The sequence below is a fragment of the uncultured Modestobacter sp. genome, from assembly GCF_947486615.1.
Classification (GTDB): domain Bacteria; phylum Actinomycetota; class Actinomycetes; order Mycobacteriales; family Geodermatophilaceae; genus Modestobacter.
On the sequence record NZ_CANKUD010000007.1, the window covers coordinates 88304 to 105910 of the forward strand.

A 17607-nucleotide genomic window follows, 5' to 3' on the forward strand; every position below is an offset into this window, starting at 1 on the left:
GCCGGAGGACGCACCCCCCGGCGGACGTGGCGTGGCGTGGCGGCGTGCGGTCGGCGGCCGGTTAGCGTCGCGTCGTGCTGCACCCGGTCGGCCCGCTGCCTGCCTCCGTCTACTGGCGGCGGCGTCTGCTGGCTCTCGGCTGTGCGCTGGGCGTCCTCGGCGGTGGGGGATGGGTGGCCGTGGCCGCCGCGACCGCCGGTGACGAGAGCCCGGCGGACGTCGTGGTGGAGTCCGGGGCAGCGGCTGCCCCGGTCCCCGGCCTGGAGCAGGTCGTGCCCGCGCTGGCCGCTGTCCAGGTGCCCACGATCCCGCCGACGACCGCGCCGGAGCCGCCTGCCGCAGACCCTCCCGCCGAGGTGGCGGCCCCGCCGGCGCAGGTGGCCGGCGGACCGTGCGGCGACGAGATGATCGCGGTCGAGGTACGCCCGGACCCGGCCAGCGCACCGGTCGGCAGCAAGCCGACGTTCGACCTGGTCGTCACGAACACCTCGTCGGTGTCCTGCGTCCGCGACCTGGACAAGGCGCTGCAGGAGATCGTGCTGCTGGACGCGGCGGCGAACCGGGTGTGGGGCAGCAACGACTGCTTCCCGGAGGCAACGACCGACCAGCGCACGCTGCAGCCGGGGGAGTCCGCGGCCTTCCCGGTGCTGTGGGGCGGGCTGACCAGCAGCCCGGGCTGTGCCGGTGAGCGGGTGGCCCCGCCGCCCGGCGACTACGTGCTGCGCGGACGGCTCGACACCGACACCAGCTCGGACGCCGCCTTCACCCTCACCTGAGGCGCCGCATAGGCCCCTCGGGAGGGGGAGATCAGGAGTAGCGGTCGAGGATCGAGGTCTCGGCGAGCCGGGACAGGCCCTCGCGGATGCCTCGGGCCCGGGCCTCGCCCACGCCCTCGACGGCCAGCAGGTCCTCGATGGTGGCGGCCAGCAGCTTCTGCAGCCCACCGAAGTGCCCCACCAGCCGGTCGATGATGCTGGCCGGCAGCCGGGGCACCCGGGCGAGCAGCCGGTAGCCGCGCGGGCTGACCGGGGAGTCCAGGGCGTCGGGCGAGGTCGGCAGGCCGTAACAGCGGGCGACGGCGGAGAGGTCGAGCAGCTCGGTGGCCGACAGCGCCCGCAGGTCGGCGAGCACCTCCTCGCCGGAGCGTTCCCGCCGGCCGCTGGGCAGGTAGTCGCGGACCAGCAGGCCGCGGTCCTCCTCGACCCCGGCGAGCATCTCGTCCAGCTGCAGGGCCAGCAGGCGGCCGTCGGTGCCCAGCTCGACGACGAAGCCCTCGATCTCGTCGGCGATGCGGCGCACCATCTCCAGCCGCTGGCTGACGCTCATCGCGTCGCGCACGGTGACCAGGTCCTCGATCTCCAGCGCGGAGAGCGTGCTGGCGACCTCATCGAGGCGGAGCTTGTAGCGCTCCAGCGCCGCCAGGGCCTGGTTGGCCCGGGCGAGGATCGTGGTCGGGTGCTCGAGGGTGTAGCGCCGGCCGGCGACGTACACCGAGATGATGTGCATCGACTGGCTGACCGAGATGACCGGGAACCCGGTCTGCAGCGCCACCCGCTCGGCGGTGCGGTGCCGGGTGCCGGACTCCTCGGTGGGGATCGTCGGGTCGGGCATCAGGTGCACGCCGGCCCGGACGATCCGGGTGCCGTCGTAGGAGACGATCACCGCGCCGTCCATCTTGGCCAGCTCGCGGAGCCGGGTGGCCGACAGCGCCACGTCCAGGGCGAACCCACCGGTGCACAGCGACTCGACCACCCGGTCGTAACCGAGCACGATCAGCGCTCCGGTGCGGCCGGCGAGGATCCGCTCCAGTCCGTCCCGGAGGGCGGTGCCGGGGGCGATCCGACCGAGCAGTTCCCGCAGTGCGGCCTCAGAGTCCACAGCGGGGGGCACGAGCGCTCCTGACGGTCGGTGGTCCGGCCTCCGATTCTACGGGGCGGGGGTGCGGCGCTGACCACCTCGGGTCATCCGGAGGGCGGACGGGAGCCGGTGCCGGTCGCACAGCGTCACCAGAGCCGGGCGAACGCGGCACCGATGTCGGGCACCTCGATCAGCCGCATGCCCTTCGGCGCCGGTCCGGAGTCCTCGGGCACCAGTGCGGCGGTGTAGCCCTGCCGGGCGGCCTCGCCCAGCCGGCGGCCGGTGCCGCCGACCCGGCGGATCTCCCCGGACAACCCGACCTCGCCCAGCGCGATCAGCCCGTGCGGCAGTGGTCGGTCCTTGGACGCCGACGCGATCGCCAGGGCGAGCGCCAGGTCGGCGGCGGGCTCGACGATCCGCACGCCGCCGACCGAGGCGGTGAAGACGTCCGCGTCGGCGAGGCGGACCCCACCCCGCCGCTCCACCACGGCGTTGATCATGGCGACCCGCTGCGAGTCCAGCCCGCTGACCGCCCGCCGGGGCGAGCCGCCGCCACCCGCCGTGGCGACCAGCGCCTGCACCTCGGCCAGCAGCGGCCGGCTGCCCTCCATGGTCACCGTCACGCAGCTGCCGGGCACCGGTGCCGACCGGCGGGACACGAACAGGTGCGAGGGATCGGGCACCCCGACGACGCCGCCGTCCCCGATCTCGAAGCAGCCGATCTCGTCGGCCGGGCCGAACCGGTTCTTGGTGGCCCGGATCATCCGCAGCGTCGAGTGCCGCTCGCCGTCGAAGGAGATGACCACGTCCACCAGGTGCTCCAGCGCCCGCGGGCCGGCGATCGCGCCGTCCTTGGTGACGTGGCCGACCAGGATGGTGGTCATCCCGCGCCCCTTGGCGACCGCGGTGAGCGCGCTGGCCACGGCGCGGACCTGGGTGGCCCCGCCGTCGGTGCCGTCGACCGCGGGGGAGCGGACGGTCTGGACGCTGTCGAGCACCAGCAGGGAGGGGTTCACGTCGTCCACGTGGGCGAGAACGGCGGACAGCTCGGTCTCCGTGGCGAGGTAGAGGTCGTCGTGCAGGGCACCGATCCGCTCGGCGCGCAGCCGGACCTGGGCCGCCGACTCCTCACCGGAGACGACGAGGGTCGGGCCGTTGGCCGCGGCGACCCGGTGGGCGACCTCGAGCAGCAGGGTGGACTTGCCGACCCCCGGCTCGCCGGCGACCAGGAGGACGGCCCCGGGCACCAGGCCGCCGCCCAGCACCCGGTCGAACTCGGCGATCCCGGTGGGCACGGCGCGGGCCCCGGCGAGCTCTACCTGGGCGATCGGCCGGGCCTTGGCGCTCACCGGCCCGGCGGAGACGGCACGGAGCGAGGAGGCGACCGCCCCGACCTCCTGGATGCTGCCCCAGGCCTGGCACTCCGGGCAGCGCCCCACCCACTTGGGCGAGGTGTAGCCGCACTCGGAGCACCGGTGGGCAGGACGGGCGGACTTCACACCGGATGCTGGCACGCCGCCATGGTGGCGGCGGGGTACGACAGTCCGGGCGGAACGGAGGACGAGCAGGTCACTCGGACCCGCCGGCCTCCTCGCCCTCGCCGTGGTGGAAGTCGAAGCCCTCGCCGCGGGGCAGGTCGCGGGAGGCGATGCCGACGGGCACGGCGACGGTGACCTCGCCGGCCTCCTCGAAGGTGAACGTGACGTCGACGTACTGGCCGACGCCGATCTCCTCGGCCAGGCCGACCAGGGTGACCGCGGGGCCCGAGCCGTCGCTGAGGTGCAGCACGCCGTCAGCGGGGACGGTGAGGCCGAGGTCGTCGCTCGCGGCACCGTCGGCGGCCGCGGCCTCCGCGGAGGGGTCGACGACCTCGACGTCCTCGAACTCCTCGCCGGTGATCGAGACGAGCGTGTCGTCGCTGGCGGCGGTGCTGGCGACCGCCCCCACCAGCCGGGCGTCGCTGCCGCTGGCGTACTGCCCGCCGGTCGGGTAGGGCAGCTGCAGGTTGCGCAGGCTCAGCGCGCCGACGTCGGCGCTGTTGCCGACGTTCTGCTCCTGGGTGTTGGTCTGCGCCACCTGGCCTGCGCTGCAGGCGGTGAGCACGACCGGGGACAGCAGCAGGGCACCCATCGCGGCAGCGCGCAGTGCGCGGTTCACAGCGTCGACCTCCAGAAGACGTGATCGACCACCGAGGACGCCGGTGGACGAGTCGCGCAGAGCGTAACCGTCGGCTGAGGATGTCCGCTGGGAGGTGAGGTCGATGGCGGCACGGCGGTCTGCTCCGGGAGGTGGTCCGGGGCCCGCGGCGGGGGACCCGGCAGTGGGTGACTTCCCAGCTCACGCGCCCGACACCCGGCGCTGGTGCTTCGCCGACCAGCTCGGTCCGCACTTCCTCGACGCGCCGGGACAGCCGGTCCTGCTGGTCGAGTCGCGCGGCGTGTTCCGCCGGCGGCGGTTCCACCGGCAGAAGGCGCACCTGCTGCTGTCGGCGCTGCGGCACCGGGCCGCCGAGCTCGGCGACCAGGCGGTCTTCCTGCAGACCGACAGCTACGCCGAGGCCCTCGACCGGGTCGGCGAGCCGCTGTCGGTGTGCGCGCCCACGACCTGGCCGGCCCGGGACTTCGTCCTGCGGCGCCCGGGGGTCACGGTGCTGGAGGCCCGCGGCTTCGTGACCCGGCAGGCGGACTTCCGTCGCTGGGCCGAGGGCCGGTCCCGGCAGCGGCTGCTGATGGACGACTTCTACCGCGCCGCCCGCCGGGCCCACGACGTCCTGGTGGACGGCGCCGAGCCGGTCGGTGGCACCTGGAACCTCGACCACGACAACCGCGAGCCACCGCCGGCCGACGGCCGGGTGCCCGCCCCGCCGCCGGAGTGGCCGGTCGAGGACGAGATCGACGAGCAGGTGCGGGCCGACCTGGACGCCTGGGAGGCCGCCGGGGACGTCGCCTTCGTCGGTGAGGACGGTCCCCGGCTCTTCCCGGTCACCCACGCCGAGACGGTGCAGCGCCTGGAGGACTTCCTGGCGCACCGGCTGCGGGCCTTCGGGCCGCACGAGGACGCCATGCTCGCCGGTGACCCGTGGCTGGCCCACTCGATGCTGTCGGCCTCGATGAACCTCGGGCTGGTCGACCCCGCCGACGTCGTGGCCCGCACCGAGCAGGCCCACCGCGACTCGGTCGCCGAGGGCGACCCGCTGCCGCTGAACTCGGTCGAGGGCCTCATCCGCCAGGTGATGGGCTGGCGGGACTGGATCTGGCACCTCTACTGGCACCTGGGCCGGGAGTACCGGCACGGCAACGCGCTGCAGGCGCACGAGGAGGTGCCCGGCTGGATGGGCGAGCTGGCGGCCGAGGCGGTCGACGCGAACTGCCTGTCCTCGGTGCTCTCCGACGTCCGGGAGCGCGGCTGGGTGCACCACATCCCGCGGTTGATGGTGCTGGGCAACTACGCCCTCCAGCGCGGGATCGAGCCGCTGGCGATGACCGACTGGTTCCACCGCATGTTCGTCGACGGCTACGACTGGGTGATGGTCGCCAACGTCGTGGGCATGAGCCAGCACGCCGACGGCGGGGTGCTGGCGACCAAGCCCTACGCCGCCGGCGGCGCCTACATCGACCGGATGAGCGACTACTGCGGCGGCTGCCGGTACGACCCGAAGAAGCGCGTCGGTGCGGACGCCTGCCCGTTCACGGCGGGCTACTGGTCCTTCCTCGAACGCAACCGGGAGCGGCTGGCGGGCAACCAGCGGATGCGCCAGCCGTTGGCCGGCCTCGGCCGGCTCACGGACCTCGAGCTGGTCGTGGAGCAGGAGCAGCTGCGCGGCACGCAGGCCCCCTAGGTCAGCGCGGCGCCCCCGGCCAGCAGCAGGACGACGTCCAGCACGGTCAGCAGCATCACCGCGGGGAAGGCCAGTCGCCGGGCTCGCGGGTCGCCGGCCATCGCCGCGACCACGACGGCCGGGGCGGCGACGATGCAGGCGATCCAGCCCGCGGGGGAGGGGGCACCGGCCGGGCCGAGGACCAGGAGCAGGGTGGCGGCGCCGAGCAGCAGCGCGCCGGCGACCGCGGAGGGCACGGCACCGACCCGGTGCGGCAGTCCGCGCACGCCGGTGGCCAGGTCGTCGTCGACGTCCGGGGCGACGTTGGCGACGTGGGCGGCACCGCCGAGGGCGGCGCCGGCGGCGACCAGCCACCAGGGGGCGAGCGGCGCCCCGGGAGCGGCGGCGACCACGCCGGCGGGCAGTGCGCCGAACCCGGTCAGGTAGGGGAGGGGGGACAGTGCGGTGCGCTTCAGGCCGGCGTCGTAGCCCAGTCCGCTGGCGACCAGCACGAGCAGCAACAGCCCCGGGACGACGCCCAGGGCCAGCGACGTCAGGACGGCGACGACGACGGCGACCACGGTGGCGTTGCGCAGCAGGACCGGGCTGACCAGACCGTTGACCACGGGTTTGTCGGTGCGGCCGACGGCCCGGTCGCGGTCGGCGTCCAGCCAGTCGTTGCACCAGCCGATCGAGGCCTGACCAGCCAGGACGGCCACCCCGACCAGCGCCGTCCGGCCCGCGGGGACACCGGCCGCGACCGCGAGCAGGACGGCGACCGCCGTCACGGCCAGCGTGGGCTCGAGGTGGGTCGCGCGGGCCATCGCCGCCGCCCTCGCGAGTGGGCGGGACGGGCCCCCCGTGCCTGTCGACTGCACACCGACCACCCCCCTGTCAACCCCTCGCTGACCTCGGTCAGGCCGCTGACCAGCACTTTTGTCGCGGTCTGCTGAGCCGGACGGCATTCTCCCGTGGTAACCTGGGGTGAGCGAAAGGGGTCACACACACATGGGCTTCACTGTCGGCGAGACCGTCGTCTACCCGCACCACGGCGCTGCGCTCATCGAGGCGATCGAGAAGCGGACCATCAAGGGCGAAGAGAAGGCCTACCTCGTGCTCAAGGTCGCCCAGGGCGACCTCACCGTGCGCGTCCCGGCGGACAACGCCGAGATCGTCGGCGTGCGCGACGTCGTCGGCCAGGAGGGCCTGAACAAGGTCTTCGAGGTGCTGCGTGCCCCCCACACCGAGGAGCCGACCAACTGGTCGCGCCGCTACAAGGCCAACCTCGAGAAGCTGGCCTCCGGCGACGTGAACAAGGTCGCCGAGGTCGTGCGTGACCTCTGGCGCCGCGACAAGGACCGCGGCCTGTCCGCCGGCGAGAAGCGCATGCTCTCCAAGGCCCGGCAGATCCTGGTCAGCGAGCTCGCGCTCGCCGAGGGCACCAACGAGGACAAGGCCGAGATCCTCCTCGACGAGGTCCTGGCCTCCTGAGCCAGCAGTTCGACCGCAGAACCACCCAGACCACTCCCGTGCACGCTGTCGGCATCGTCGCAGCGGCCGGGAGTGGTCTGCGTCTGGGGGCGGAACTGCCCAAGGCGCTGGTCGCCCTCGACGGCCGGCCGCTGGTCTGCTGGGCGGTCGACGCGTTGCGCGCCGGCGGGGTTGACGAGGTCGTCGTCGCCGTCCCGGCGCCCCAGCGGGCGGCCTTCACCGTCGTCCTCCCGGACGACGTGCACGTCGTGGTCGGCGGCGACACCCGGACCGCCTCGGTCCGCGCGGCGCTGGCCGCTGCCCGCGAGCAGGCCGACGCCGTCCTGGTGCACGACGCGGCCCGCCCGCTGACCCCGCCGGACGTCGTCGCCCGGGTGCTCGCCGCCCTGGCCGCCGGCGCCCGGGCGGTCGTCCCGGTCCTGCCGGTCGTCGACACCACGGTCGTCGTCGACGCCGACGGGGTGGTCGGGTCCGACGTCCCGCGGGCGTCGCTGCGCCGGGTGCAGACGCCGCAGGGCTTCGACCGGGCGACCCTCGTCGAGGCCTATGCGCGGGTCCACGGCGCCGCCGCAGAGTTCACCGACGACGCCTCGGTGGTCCGCGCGGCCGGCGTCCCGGTGCAGACCGTCGCCGGCGACGAGCGGGCCGCGAAGATCACCGTCGCGCACGACCTGGCGCTGGCCGAGCTGCAGGTGACCCGGTGACCTCTCCGCTGCCGCGGGTGGGCATCGGCAGCGACGTCCACCCGATCGAGGCCGGCCGCCCCTGCTGGCTGGCCGGCCTGGAGTGGCCCGGTGTCGACGGCTGCGCGGGGCACTCCGACGGCGACGTCGTGGCCCACGCGCTCACCGACGCCCTGCTGTCCGCCGCCGGCCTGGGCGACATCGGCGGGCTGCTCGGCACCGACGACCCGCGCTGGGCCGGGGCTCGCGGGGCCGCGGTGCTCGGGCACGTCCGGGAGACGCTGGCGGCCGCCGGCTGGACGATCGGGAACGTCGCCGTTCAGCTGATCGGGAACAGCCCGAAGCTGGGGCCGCGGCGGGCCGAGGCCGAGGGGGTGCTGACCGCGGTGCTCGGCGCACCGGTCAGCGTCACCGCGACGACGACCGACGGGCTGGGCCTCACCGGCCGCGGCGAGGGCCGGGCCGCGGTGGCCACGGCGCTCGTGGTCCGGAGCACTGCCTGGTCGCCCGTAGAATCCATCCGGTGAGCCTCCGCCTGTACGACACGGCCGCGCGTGCCGTGCGTGACTTCACGCCCCTGCGTGCAGGACGGGTCTCCATGTACGTGTGTGGCCTGACCGTGCAGGGCCCGCCGCACATCGGGCACGTGCGCTTCGCCCTCGCCTTCGACGTGCTGCGCCGCTGGCTGCTGCACCGGGGCAACGAGGTCACCTACGTCCGCAACGTCACCGACGTCGACGACAAGATCCTGGCCAAGGCCGACGCCGCCGGGGTGCCGTGGTGGGCCTGGGCGTACGAGAACGAGCGGGCCGCCACCCGCGCCTACGACGTCCTCGGCACGTTGCCGCCCACCTACGAGCCGCGGGCGACCGGCCACGTGCCGGAGATGGTGGCGCTGATCGAGCGGCTGATCGCCGGCGGGCACGCCTACGCCGTCGACGGCGACGTGTACTTCGACGTCCGTTCGTTCCCCGGGTACGGGGAGCTGACCGGGCAGAAGCTCGGCGACCTGCAGCCGGCCGCCGACACCGAGACCGACGAGCGCAAGCGCGACCCCCGGGACTTCGCGCTGTGGAAGGGCGGCAAGGACGGCGAGCCGCTGACCGCCTCCTGGGCCACCCCGTGGGGGCGCGGCCGGCCGGGCTGGCACCTGGAGTGCTCGGCGATGGCCGAGAAGTACCTGGGTGCGGAGTTCGACGTGCACGGCGGTGGGCTGGACCTGCGCTTCCCGCACCACGAGAACGAGCGGGCGCAGTCGCAGGCGGCCGGTGACGGGTTCGCCCGCTACTGGCTGCACAACGGCTGGGTGACAATGGGCGGCGAGAAGATGAGCAAGTCGCTGGGCAACACCGCCCTGGTCGACGAGGTCGTCCGCCGGGTGCGCCCGGTCGAGCTGCGCTACTACCTCGTCGCCCCGCACTACCGCTCCACGATCGAGTTCACCGAGGCGGCGCTGGCAGAGGCCGGGGTCGCCTACCGGCGGATCGAGTCGTTCGTGACGCGGGCGCAGGAGCGGGTCGCCGAGGTGGAGCGGCCGGACGCCGGTGCCCTGCCGCAGGAGTTCGTCGCCGCGATGGACGACGACCTGAGCACCCCCGCCGCGATCGCGGTCGTGCACGACGCCGTGACCCGGGGCAACACCGCCCTGGCCGCAGGCGACGAGGACGGCGTGGCCGGCGCGCTCCGCGAGGTCCGGGGGATGCTCGGCGTCCTGGGCCTCGACCCGCTCGACCCGCAGTGGGCCGACGCCGGTGGCGACCGCCGCCTGGCCGAGGCCACCGACGGCCTGGTCCAGCTCGCGTTGGAGCAGCGTGCCGCGGCGCGCGCCCGCAAGGACTACGCCGCCGCCGATGCCATCCGTGACCAGCTCGGCGCCCTGGGCGTGCAGGTCGAGGACACCCCCCAGGGCACACGATGGGAGCTGACCTGATGGCCGGCAACAGCCAGCGACGAGGCCGCACGAGCGGCGCGAGCAAGAAGGGCGCCACCGCCGGCACCGGTGGCAAGAACCGCCGCTCGCTGGCCGGTCGGGGCGCCACCCCGAAGGCCACCGACCGCCCGCACCACCCGGCGTACAAGGCGGCGAAGGCGGCGGCGGCCCGCCAGGACAACCGGCAGCGGGTGCAGCGGCGCAACGCCGAGGCCCCGGAGCTGCTGCTCGGCCGCAACCCGGTGCTGGAGGCGCTGCGCGCCAACATCCCGGCCACCGCGCTGTACGTGGTCACCGGCGACACCAGCCGTGGCGGGACCGACGAGCGGATCGCCGAGTCCGTGCAGCTGGCCGCCGACCGTGGGCTGCCGCTGCTCGAGGTGGGCAAGGCCGAGTTCGACCGGATGAGCGACCACGCGCTGCACCAGGGCATCGGCCTGATGGTGCCGCCCTACGACTACGCGCACCCCGACGACCTGCTCGACATCGCCCGCGACTCCGGCCGCCCGCCGCTGATCGTGGCGCTGGACGGCGTCACCGACCCCCGCAACCTGGGTGCGGTCATCCGCTCGGCCGCGGCCTTCGACGCGCACGGTCTGGTCGTCCCCGAGCGTCGCGCGGTCGGCATGACCGGCTCGGCCTGGCGCACCAGCGCCGGCGCCGCGGCCCGGCTGCGGGTGGCCCGGGCGGTCAACCTCTCCCGTGCGCTCGCCTCCTACCAGGACGCCGGCCTGCAGACCGTGGGCCTGGCCGCCGACGGCGAGATGGGCATCCACGAGTACGACGGCTTCGCCGACCCGGTCGCGCTGGTCGTCGGGGCCGAGGGCGCGGGGCTGTCCCGGCTGGTGCGGGAGCGCTGCGACGTGGTGCTGTCCATCCCGATCACCAAGGACACCGAGTCGCTCAACGTGAGCGTCGCTGCCAGCATCGCCCTGTTCGCGGCGGCCTCCGCCCGCCGGGTGAGCTGAGCACTCCCCGGCTCCGCGGCCTGGTCAGGACAGCAGCTGCGCCACGGTGTAGATGACCAGGCCGGCGAGGCCGCCGACGACGGTGCCGTTGACCCGGATCCACTGCAGGTCCCGGCCGACCTGCAGCTCGATCCGCCGGCTGGTCTCCTCGGTGTCCCAGCGGGCCACCGTGGTGCCGACCAGGTCGGCGACGTCGCCGGCGAAGCGCTCGACGGCGTAGCCGGCGGCCCGCTGGGACTGCCGCTGCACCAGCTCCCGGATCGTCGGGTCGGTCTGCAGCAGCCGTGCGGCGTGCCGGATCAGGCGGACGACGCGGGTGCGCAGCTCGGAGTCGGGGTCCGCGGCGGCGGTGACCACGGCGGTCTTCGCGGTGCTCCACAGCGAGCCCGACCAGGTGCGCACCGCCGGGTGGTCGAGCAGCTCCTCCTTGAACCGCTCGACCCGGGCCGCCGTCGCCGGGTCGGTGCGCAGCGCGTGCACGTAGGCCCGCAGCCGCTTGTCGTAGCTGCGCCGCAGCTCGTGCCGGGAGTCCGCGCCCACCTCGGCGAGGAAGCCCTGCAGCAGGTCGAACACCCGGTCGAACACCCGGTCGTCGACCCAGTCGGGCACCCACGCCGGTGACGCGTCGCCCAGCCGGGCACGGAACACCAGCCGGTTGTCGGAGAGGAAGTTGGCCAGGCCGGTCAGGCCGGCGGACAGCACCTCCTGGTGCCGGTCGCCCTCCACCACGAGCTCGATCCCGCGGGCCACGGCCGGGGCGGCGGGAGTGTCCCGCAGCTTCCGGTCCACCAGCGCTGCCACCGCGGGCTGCAGCTCGTCGTCCTTGAGCAGGTCGGTCAGCGCGCCCAGCGCGGCGCCGGCGTCGCCGGCCAGCCGCTCGGCGCGGCCCGGGGACTCGAGGAACGCGCCCAGCCGGCCGGGGACGTCGACGGCGGCGAGCCGCTCGTCGACCACCGCGCGGGTCAGGAAGTTCTCCTGGACGAAGGTGCCCAGGCTGGCGCCGATCTGGTCCTTCTTCCGCGGGATGATCGCGGTGTGCGGGATGGGCAGCCGCATCGGGTGGCGGAAGAGTGCGGTGACGGCGAACCAGTCGGCCAGCGCCCCGACCATCGAGGCCTCGGCGGTGGCCCGCACGTAGCCGACCCAGGCGCCGGTCTCCTCACCCAGCAGCACGCAGCCGAGGAACACCACGGCGGCCAGCACGAACAGGCCGGTGGCCAGCCGTTTCATCTTCGCCAGGTCGCGGGCCCGCTGGGGGTCGTCGAGGGACTCGGCCAGCGGTGCGGTCAGCTCGGGTCCGGGCACCCGACCGAGCCTAGGCGTCGGGCCGGGGCCGCACGTGCGACGACCCCGGGGCCGCGGGGGTCGGCGCCGGGGTCGTCGGTCCGTGGAGGTGGCCCCCGCGGAGGGGGCCTCCCTCAGTCGGTGGTCTCGTCGAGGGTGACGTCGACCTCGGCGGTGTCCTGGCCGCGGCGGACGGTCAGGGTGACCGTGTCGCCGGGCTGGGCGCTGCGCACGGCGGCGGTGAGCTCCGTGGAGGTGGTGATCGGCCGGTCGCCGACCGCGGTGATCACGTCGCCGGCCTGCAGGCCGGCGTCCCCGGCGGCCGAACCCTCCTGGACCGAGACCAGCTCGGCGCCGCTGCCCACCGCGGAGCCGGACTCGGCGGCGGTGGTGGCGCTGACCCCCAGCAGGGCGTGGGACGCCGAGCCCGTGTCGATGATCTGCTCGGCGATCCGCTGGGCGGTGTTGGACGGGATGGCGAAGCCCACGCCGATGTTGCCGCTCTGCGACTCCTGGCCGGGCAGGCCGGTGCTGGCGACCGAGGTGATCGCGGTGTTGATCCCGACCACCTCGCCGTCGGCGTTGACCAGCGCGCCACCGGAGTTGCCCGGGTTGATCGCCGCGTCGGTCTGCAGCGCGTCGATCACCGTGCTGTCGTCCTGGGTGGAGCCGGTCTGCACGGCCCGGTCGGTCGCGCTGATGATCCCGTCGGTGACGGTGTTCGACAGCCCCAGCGGGGCGCCGATCGCCACGGCGAGATCACCCACCTGGACCTCGTCGGAGTCGGCGAAGGTGGCCGGGCTCAGCCCGCCGGCGTCGGCGAGCTTGACCACGGCCAGGTCCGAGGACGGGTCGGTGCCCACCACGGTGGCGTCGTACAGCGTCCCGTCGGAGGTGCGCACCTGCACCGTCACGTCACCGGTGCTGCTGTCCAGGCTGACCACGTGGTTGTTCGTGAGCACGTAGCCGTCCTCGCTGAGGACGACGCCCGACCCGGAACCGGACCCGGCAGCGGCGCTCACGTACAGGGTGACGACGCTGGGCGCTGCGGCCGCTGCGGCCGCGGTGGTGCTGGTGGCGGTCTCGGCGTCCTTGATGACCACCGGCTGGGTGGTCGCCCCGCTGGCGGTGGCGACGGTGTCGGAGTCGGTCAGCGCGACGACCCCGGCGCCGGCCCCGCCACCGATGAGCGCACCGGCGACCAGGCCGGCCACGCCCAGCCGCCAGCGACCGGCCCGGGCCGGGGGCGCGGCGGGTGCGGCGGGGGCCTGGAAGGCCGGCGGCACGGCGCCGGTGGGGGCGGAACCGGCGTGGCTGCCCCAGCCGGCCGGGGGCCACGGCTGGTGCACGGGGGCGGCGGCCGGGAACTGGTGGCCGCCGGAGGCCGGCTGGAACGGCTGGCCGGCCGCCGGGAACTGCTGGGTCTGCTGGCGGTCCGCCGGCGGACCGAACGCGGACCGGCCGTCGGTCGGGGCGCCCGGCGCGGGGAACTGCTGCGGGGTCGCCGGACCGGTGGGCTGCTGCGCGGCCCAGCTGACGTCGCCGTTCCGGTCGGTGCCGTGTCCGGTCTCGTCGGCCGGGCGGTTCTGCTCGCTCACGATCTGGTCCCTCCCCACGGCAGGACCTCCCCGCCGTGATGAGACCACTGTGCGTCCTGGGACTGGTCCGTGGCTGGTGGTCCGCTGTGAGTTCCCTGGACGTGTCACCCGGCGGGGTCGGTCGTGCGCCCGGCGGGGTCAGTCGTGCAGGGTGCCGCGCGCCACCTGCTCGGTCACCACCCACACGGCGATCGCCTCGGCGGCGAGCAGCCCGACCAGCACGAGCAGCTGGGCGGCGCCCGCCTGGAGCGCGCTGCCCCCGCCCAGCAGCACCCCGACGAAGGCGCCGGGCAGGGTCACCAGTCCCACGGTGCGGGTCTGGTCGAGCGCCGGGACCAGGGCGGTGGCCGCCACGGGGCGGGCCACCTCCAGTACGGCGTCCCGGGGCAGGAACCCCAGGGCCAGCGCGGCGTCGACCTCGCCGCGCCGCTGGGTCAGCTCGTCCCGGAGCCGCCGTCCGGCCAGCGAGGTGGCGGTCATCGCCCCGCCGATGACGATCCCGGCGATCGGCACCACGGCGGCCCCCTGCCGGGGGACGGCGCCGCTGAGCAGCACCAGGGTGACCACCGGCGCGCTCCCGGCCACGATCGCCAGCCCCGTCGCGGCGGCCCGGCGCCACGCGCCCGGAGCGCGCAGCGGGAGCCCGGTGACCCGGCCGGCCGCGGTGACCGCCGCGACGGTCAGCATCAGCAGCACGAACGCCGCCGACAGCGCCAGGGACCGCAGCACCACCACCAGGACGGCGGACACCGCGGCGAGCTGGACCGTCGCCCGGACCGCGGCGAGCAGGACCGGCCGGTCCTGACCCAGTCCCGACCAGGCGCCCACCCCGACGGCCAGGGCCGTCAGCGCGAGGAGGGCGACGACCAGCCCCGGTCCCAGGTCGACGACGGAGCTGCCCACGGCGGGTCATCGTGCCCGGCTCCGTCGTCCCGCCGGAGCGCGGGGGACGACCGCCCGCGCGGACGGTGGGTGATCAAGCACCGGCCGGGGAAGGGACGGGCGGCCGGCGCGCGTCGCGCCCGCTCCCGCCCCACCGCCCGGAGGCCCCCGGTGCCCGTTCGTCTGATCCTCGCCCGGACCGGGCTCGCGCTGCTGGTGCTCACCGGTGGTGCGCTCGCCGCGGTCGGCGGTGTCTCGCTCGGCCCCTCCGGGCTCGTCGCGGTCGTGCTGGCCGCGATGGTCGCCGGCTGCCTCGGCGCCGGGATCGCCCGGGAGGGCGACGGCCCGCCGTCCCGTCAGGTGGCGCTGGACGCCGCCTGGCGCACCGCCGCGGTCACCGTGGCGGTGCTCCTGGCGCTCAGCGGGTCGGTGGTGGTCGCCGGCGGTGCGGTGACCCTGCTGCTCGTCGTCGGCGTCCTGGGTGGTCTGCTGGCCCGCTGGGCGCTGCGGTCGCTCAGGCGGTCGCGGGGTGCCGCAGTGGCGCCGGTGCTGCCGCTGCACGCGGTGGACGGCAGCTGGGCGCGGGGTCTGTCGGTGTCCGCGCTCGGCCAGGAGTGGGTGCGCAGCTCGGCCGCCCTCCCGGGCACGTGGGACCCGGCCGCCCGCCAGGAGCTGGTGCGCCGGCGGCAGGAGGCCCTCGACGAGCTGGAGCGCCGGGACCCGGTCGGGTTCGCGCGCTGGCTGGCCGACGGCGCCACCGTGGACAGCGACCCGGCGGAGTACGTCTCCGGCGACCCGGCGGCCGGCTCCGACGCGGCCTGAGCCCCGGCCGGGCCTCAGAGCCCGGCAACGATCGCGCTGACGTCGACCGCGGCGGGGTCCTCGACGGAGGCCGCGGCGGCGTCCATGGTGGCCAGCACGGCGGCGTCCAGCCGGTCGGACACCCCGGCGGTGCGCAGCGCCGCCTGGATGAGCCGGGCGTCCTTCGCCGCCCCGGTCAGGCCGAAGCTGAGCGGGTGCTCCCCGGCAAGCATCTGGGCGCCCTTGGCGTGGGCATAGGGGGTGTCCAGCGGGCCGCCGGCGATGGCGGACAGGAAGTCCTGCGGGTCGACGCCGAGCCCGCGGGCCAGTGCGATCGACTGCGCCGCCCCGGCGGTGACCATGAACAGCCAGGCGTTGCAGGCCATCTTCAGCCGGCTGCCCGCGCCGGCGTGGCCCAGCCACAGCGTCCTCGACCCCAGGGCGTCGAGCACCGGGGCCAACTCCTGGCGGGTGTGCTCCGGTCCGGAGGCGAGCAGCACCAGCGCACCCTGCTCGGCGGGCTCCCTGGTGCCCAGCACCGGGCAGTCGACGAGCACCAGGCCCAGCTCGTCGGCCAGCGCCACGGTGCGGTCGGCGCCCTCGACCCCGACCGTGCTGCACTGCAGCCACGTCGTCCCGACCGGTGGGGCCGCCTGCCGCAGCACGTCGACCACCGCGTCGGCGTCGAACAGCATGGTGAGGACGACGTCGGCGCCGGCGACCGCCTCGGCGGGGGATCCGCACGCCGTGGCCCCCGTGTCGGTCAGCGCCTGTGCCCTGGCCGGGTCCCGGTTCCACATCTGCACCGGGATCCCGGACCGGCGCAGGGACCGCACCATCCCCGCACCCATCGTGCCCGTGCCCAGGACCGCCACAACCGGGTTCGTCATGCCCAGATCCTCACCCGGCGACGTCGGCGCGGCAGCGCCGCGGCCACCGGGGATGATCACGGGCGACGCCGCATTCCCGGGCGGCACGGTGGGCCCGGCACGGTGGGCCCGGCAGGAGGTCGCGGAGATGGACGGACGGCGGAACTGGCCGGCGTGGGTGGCCGGCGGCTACGCGGTGGCGGTGCTGGCGACCACGGTGTGGGTGCAGGTGGCCGCCGCCGGGGCCGACGACGCCAGCTTCGCCGGCATCTGGCTGATCGCGCTGACCATCCCCGGGTCGCTGCTGGCCCTGCTGCTGATCCCGGGCGAGCTCGGCTCGCTGCTGACCTTCACGGTCGTGGGCCTGCTCCAGGCACTGGGCACCTGGTACCTGCTGGAGCGGCTGCGGGTCCGGCGCGCCCGCCGCCCGGCCCGGGGCTGAGCAGCACCACCGGGCGGTGCGGGCGCCGCCACCGAGCCGGCCGGCCGGCCCGGTAACCTCGCCGGGTCGCCCCATTAGCTCAGTGGTAGAGCACCCGCCTTGTAAGCGGAAGGTCGTCCGTTCAATCCGGACATGGGGCTCCACCTGCGGCCGGTGCCCACGCGTGCCAGGCTCGGCGGGAGCGCTGCCGACCAGGGCAGCCGGCGCTGAGGAGCCCCCGTGAGCGACCACGTCTACCGGCTGAGCGAGATCGTCGGCAGCTCGACCACGAGCGTCGACGACGCCATCCGCACGGCGGTGCGCAAGGCCTCGCAGACGGTGCGCAACATCGAGTGGTTCCAGACCTCGGAGATCCGCGGCCAGGTCGTGGACGGCGACGTGGCGTACTTCCAGGTCACCATGAAGATCGGCTTCCGCGTCGAGGACTGACGGCCCTCGTGCAGGGGCCCGCCACGAAATTCGCGAGTGGTGGGGGCACGGGGGTCCTTCTTCAGTCGTAGCTGCCGGCGCCGCCCGACCGGTACCGGGCGCGCTTCTCGATCCGCTCGCGCTCGGCGCGTTCCGCGCGGCGGGCCGCCGTCGTCCCGGGTGGCCAGCCGGCCTTGACCGCGCGGTGCTCGGTCGTCTCGGTCATGTAGGCGAGGGAGAACATCAGCCCGATGACGATGCCGCCGCCGGCCGCGGTCACCCGGAACTCCAGCGGCACCGGCGGGACCAGCAGGCACAGCACGATCACCGGGGCGAGCTGGACGAGCGCGCGGACCAGGTGCCGCTGCACCCAGCTGTGCCGGGTCGTGTCGTCCAGGACCCAGTCCGACAGCGAGCGGGGGAGCCCACCGCCGTAGGCGTACCAGAGCCACTGGGCCGGGTTCGGGCGTCCAGCGTGCACGACCCAACGGTAGGCCGCTGCCGGCTGGTGGGCGTGCCGGGCCGGACGCGCGGCAGCTGGGCCGGGAGCCGCGGATCGCAGGCGTACGGTGCGCCG

At 75.2% G+C, this 17607-nt stretch carries 19 protein-coding genes and 1 tRNA gene; 11 read left to right on the forward strand and 9 right to left on the reverse strand.

What is annotated here, in order from left to right:
• The first annotated feature begins 74 nt into the window (after positions 1–74).
• On the forward strand, positions 75–776 hold the full coding sequence (locus Q1A09_RS14150; protein WP_299955969.1) for a MucR family transcriptional regulator: 702 nt from the start codon (positions 75–77) through the stop codon (positions 774–776).
• Between the two features lie 31 nt (positions 777–807).
• On the opposite strand, the gene disA is transcribed toward Q1A09_RS14150, so the two are convergent.
• The 3 genes from disA to Q1A09_RS14165 all read right to left on the reverse strand — a co-directional run bounded on the left by disA (position 808) and on the right by Q1A09_RS14165 (position 4014).
• Positions 808–1890 carry a DNA integrity scanning diadenylate cyclase DisA gene (gene disA / locus Q1A09_RS14155; RefSeq protein ID WP_299955971.1) on the reverse strand — a complete coding sequence of 361 codons (1083 nt, stop codon included), beginning with the start codon at positions 1888–1890 and terminating at the stop codon, positions 808–810.
• A 113-nt stretch (positions 1891–2003) separates the two neighbouring features.
• Complete coding sequence (radA, locus tag Q1A09_RS14160; RefSeq protein WP_299955973.1) at positions 2004–3371, reverse strand: DNA repair protein RadA; 1368 nt, start codon at positions 3369–3371, stop codon at positions 2004–2006.
• Between the two features lie 55 nt (positions 3372–3426).
• Entirely contained in the window at positions 3427–4014 is a 588-nt protein-coding gene (locus tag Q1A09_RS14165; RefSeq protein ID WP_299955974.1) for a copper chaperone PCu(A)C, read from the reverse strand.
• Positions 4015–4177: 163 nt separating this feature from the next.
• On the opposite strand from Q1A09_RS14165, the gene Q1A09_RS14170 reads away from it, so the two are divergent.
• Positions 4178–5695, forward strand: coding sequence for a cryptochrome/photolyase family protein (locus Q1A09_RS14170; RefSeq protein WP_299955976.1), 1518 nt, complete (start codon positions 4178–4180; stop codon positions 5693–5695).
• Here Q1A09_RS14170 and Q1A09_RS14175 read toward each other — a convergent pair.
• Positions 5692–6498, reverse strand: a complete 807-nt coding sequence (locus Q1A09_RS14175) for a UbiA family prenyltransferase (RefSeq protein ID WP_299955978.1) — start codon at positions 6496–6498, stop codon at positions 5692–5694. The genes Q1A09_RS14170 and Q1A09_RS14175 overlap by 4 nt on opposite strands.
• Before the next feature lie 184 nt (positions 6499–6682).
• Here Q1A09_RS14175 and Q1A09_RS14180 point away from each other — a divergent pair, with 184 nt between their 5' ends.
• The 5 genes from Q1A09_RS14180 to rlmB are packed head-to-tail and all read left to right on the forward strand — an operon-like array spanning position 6683 to position 10746.
• Positions 6683–7165, forward strand: a complete 483-nt coding sequence (locus Q1A09_RS14180) for a CarD family transcriptional regulator (RefSeq protein WP_299955980.1) — start codon at positions 6683–6685, stop codon at positions 7163–7165.
• Between the two features lie 38 nt (positions 7166–7203).
• Positions 7204–7869, forward strand: a complete 666-nt coding sequence (gene ispD, locus Q1A09_RS14185; protein ID WP_299955982.1) for a 2-C-methyl-D-erythritol 4-phosphate cytidylyltransferase — start codon at positions 7204–7206, stop codon at positions 7867–7869.
• A complete protein-coding gene (gene ispF / locus Q1A09_RS14190) occupies positions 7866–8375 on the forward strand; it encodes a 2-C-methyl-D-erythritol 2,4-cyclodiphosphate synthase (RefSeq protein ID WP_299955984.1) in 510 nt (169 codons plus the stop codon). The genes ispD and ispF overlap by 4 nt, the downstream gene beginning before the upstream one ends.
• Positions 8372–9778 carry a cysteine--tRNA ligase gene (gene cysS / locus Q1A09_RS14195; RefSeq protein WP_299955986.1) on the forward strand — a complete coding sequence of 469 codons (1407 nt, stop codon included), beginning with the start codon at positions 8372–8374 and terminating at the stop codon, positions 9776–9778. Before ispF ends, cysS begins: the two co-directional genes overlap by 4 nt.
• Positions 9778–10746, forward strand: coding sequence for a 23S rRNA (guanosine(2251)-2'-O)-methyltransferase RlmB (rlmB, locus tag Q1A09_RS14200; RefSeq protein ID WP_299955988.1), 969 nt, complete (start codon positions 9778–9780; stop codon positions 10744–10746). Before cysS ends, rlmB begins: the two co-directional genes overlap by 1 nt.
• 24 nt (positions 10747–10770) lie before the next feature.
• Here rlmB and Q1A09_RS14205 read toward each other — a convergent pair whose 3' ends face one another.
• The 3 genes from Q1A09_RS14205 to Q1A09_RS14215 all read right to left on the reverse strand — a co-directional run bounded on the left by Q1A09_RS14205 (position 10771) and on the right by Q1A09_RS14215 (position 14531).
• Positions 10771–12051 (reverse strand): DUF445 domain-containing protein, encoded by a 1281-nt coding sequence (locus Q1A09_RS14205; protein WP_299955990.1) that lies wholly within the window; start codon positions 12049–12051, stop codon positions 10771–10773.
• A gap of 113 nt (positions 12052–12164) precedes the next feature.
• Positions 12165–13628: a S1C family serine protease gene (locus Q1A09_RS14210; protein ID WP_299955992.1), complete on the reverse strand. Its 1464-nt coding sequence runs from the start codon at positions 13626–13628 to the stop codon at positions 12165–12167.
• Positions 13629–13766: 138 nt separating this feature from the next.
• Entirely contained in the window at positions 13767–14531 is a 765-nt protein-coding gene (locus Q1A09_RS14215) for an ABC transporter permease (RefSeq protein ID WP_299955994.1), read from the reverse strand.
• Positions 14532–14681: 150 nt separating this feature from the next.
• Here Q1A09_RS14215 and Q1A09_RS14220 point away from each other — a divergent pair, with 150 nt between their 5' ends.
• Complete coding sequence (locus tag Q1A09_RS14220) at positions 14682–15332, forward strand: hypothetical protein (protein ID WP_299955996.1); 651 nt, start codon at positions 14682–14684, stop codon at positions 15330–15332.
• Positions 15333–15346: 14 nt separating this feature from the next.
• Here Q1A09_RS14220 and Q1A09_RS14225 read toward each other — a convergent pair whose 3' ends face one another.
• Positions 15347–16201 (reverse strand): NAD(P)-dependent oxidoreductase, encoded by an 855-nt coding sequence (locus Q1A09_RS14225; protein ID WP_299955998.1) that lies wholly within the window; start codon positions 16199–16201, stop codon positions 15347–15349.
• 127 nt (positions 16202–16328) lie between these two features.
• Between Q1A09_RS14225 and Q1A09_RS14230 the strand changes: the two genes are divergently transcribed.
• The 3 genes from Q1A09_RS14230 to Q1A09_RS14240 all read left to right on the forward strand — a co-directional run bounded on the left by Q1A09_RS14230 (position 16329) and on the right by Q1A09_RS14240 (position 17051).
• Positions 16329–16622, forward strand: coding sequence for an SCO4225 family membrane protein (locus Q1A09_RS14230; protein WP_299956000.1), 294 nt, complete (start codon positions 16329–16331; stop codon positions 16620–16622).
• Positions 16623–16690: 68 nt separating this feature from the next.
• Positions 16691–16765 (forward strand) — tRNA-Thr (locus Q1A09_RS14235).
• 76 nt (positions 16766–16841) lie between these two features.
• Positions 16842–17051 (forward strand): dodecin, encoded by a 210-nt coding sequence (locus tag Q1A09_RS14240; protein ID WP_222192451.1) that lies wholly within the window; start codon positions 16842–16844, stop codon positions 17049–17051.
• 61 nt (positions 17052–17112) lie between these two features.
• On the opposite strand, the gene Q1A09_RS14245 is transcribed toward Q1A09_RS14240, so the two are convergent.
• Entirely contained in the window at positions 17113–17511 is a 399-nt protein-coding gene (locus tag Q1A09_RS14245) for a DUF5313 family protein (protein ID WP_299956003.1), read from the reverse strand.
• Positions 17512–17607 lie beyond the last annotated feature (96 nt).

Bases quoted from the DNA above. Each gene is read 5' to 3' on its own strand.
- Q1A09_RS14175 (WP_299955978.1), bottom strand. From the start codon at position 6,498: ATGGCCCGCGCGACCCACCTCGAGCCCACGCTGGCCGTGACGGCGGTC.
- Q1A09_RS14180 (WP_299955980.1), top strand. From the start codon at position 6,683: ATGGGCTTCACTGTCGGCGAGACCGTCGTCTACCCGCACCACGGCGCT.
- rlmB (WP_299955988.1), top strand. From the start codon at position 9,778: ATGGCCGGCAACAGCCAGCGACGAGGCCGCACGAGCGGCGCGAGCAAG.
- Q1A09_RS14225 (WP_299955998.1), bottom strand. From the start codon at position 16,201: ATGACGAACCCGGTTGTGGCGGTCCTGGGCACGGGCACGATGGGTGCG.
- Q1A09_RS14230 (WP_299956000.1), top strand. From the start codon at position 16,329: ATGGACGGACGGCGGAACTGGCCGGCGTGGGTGGCCGGCGGCTACGCG.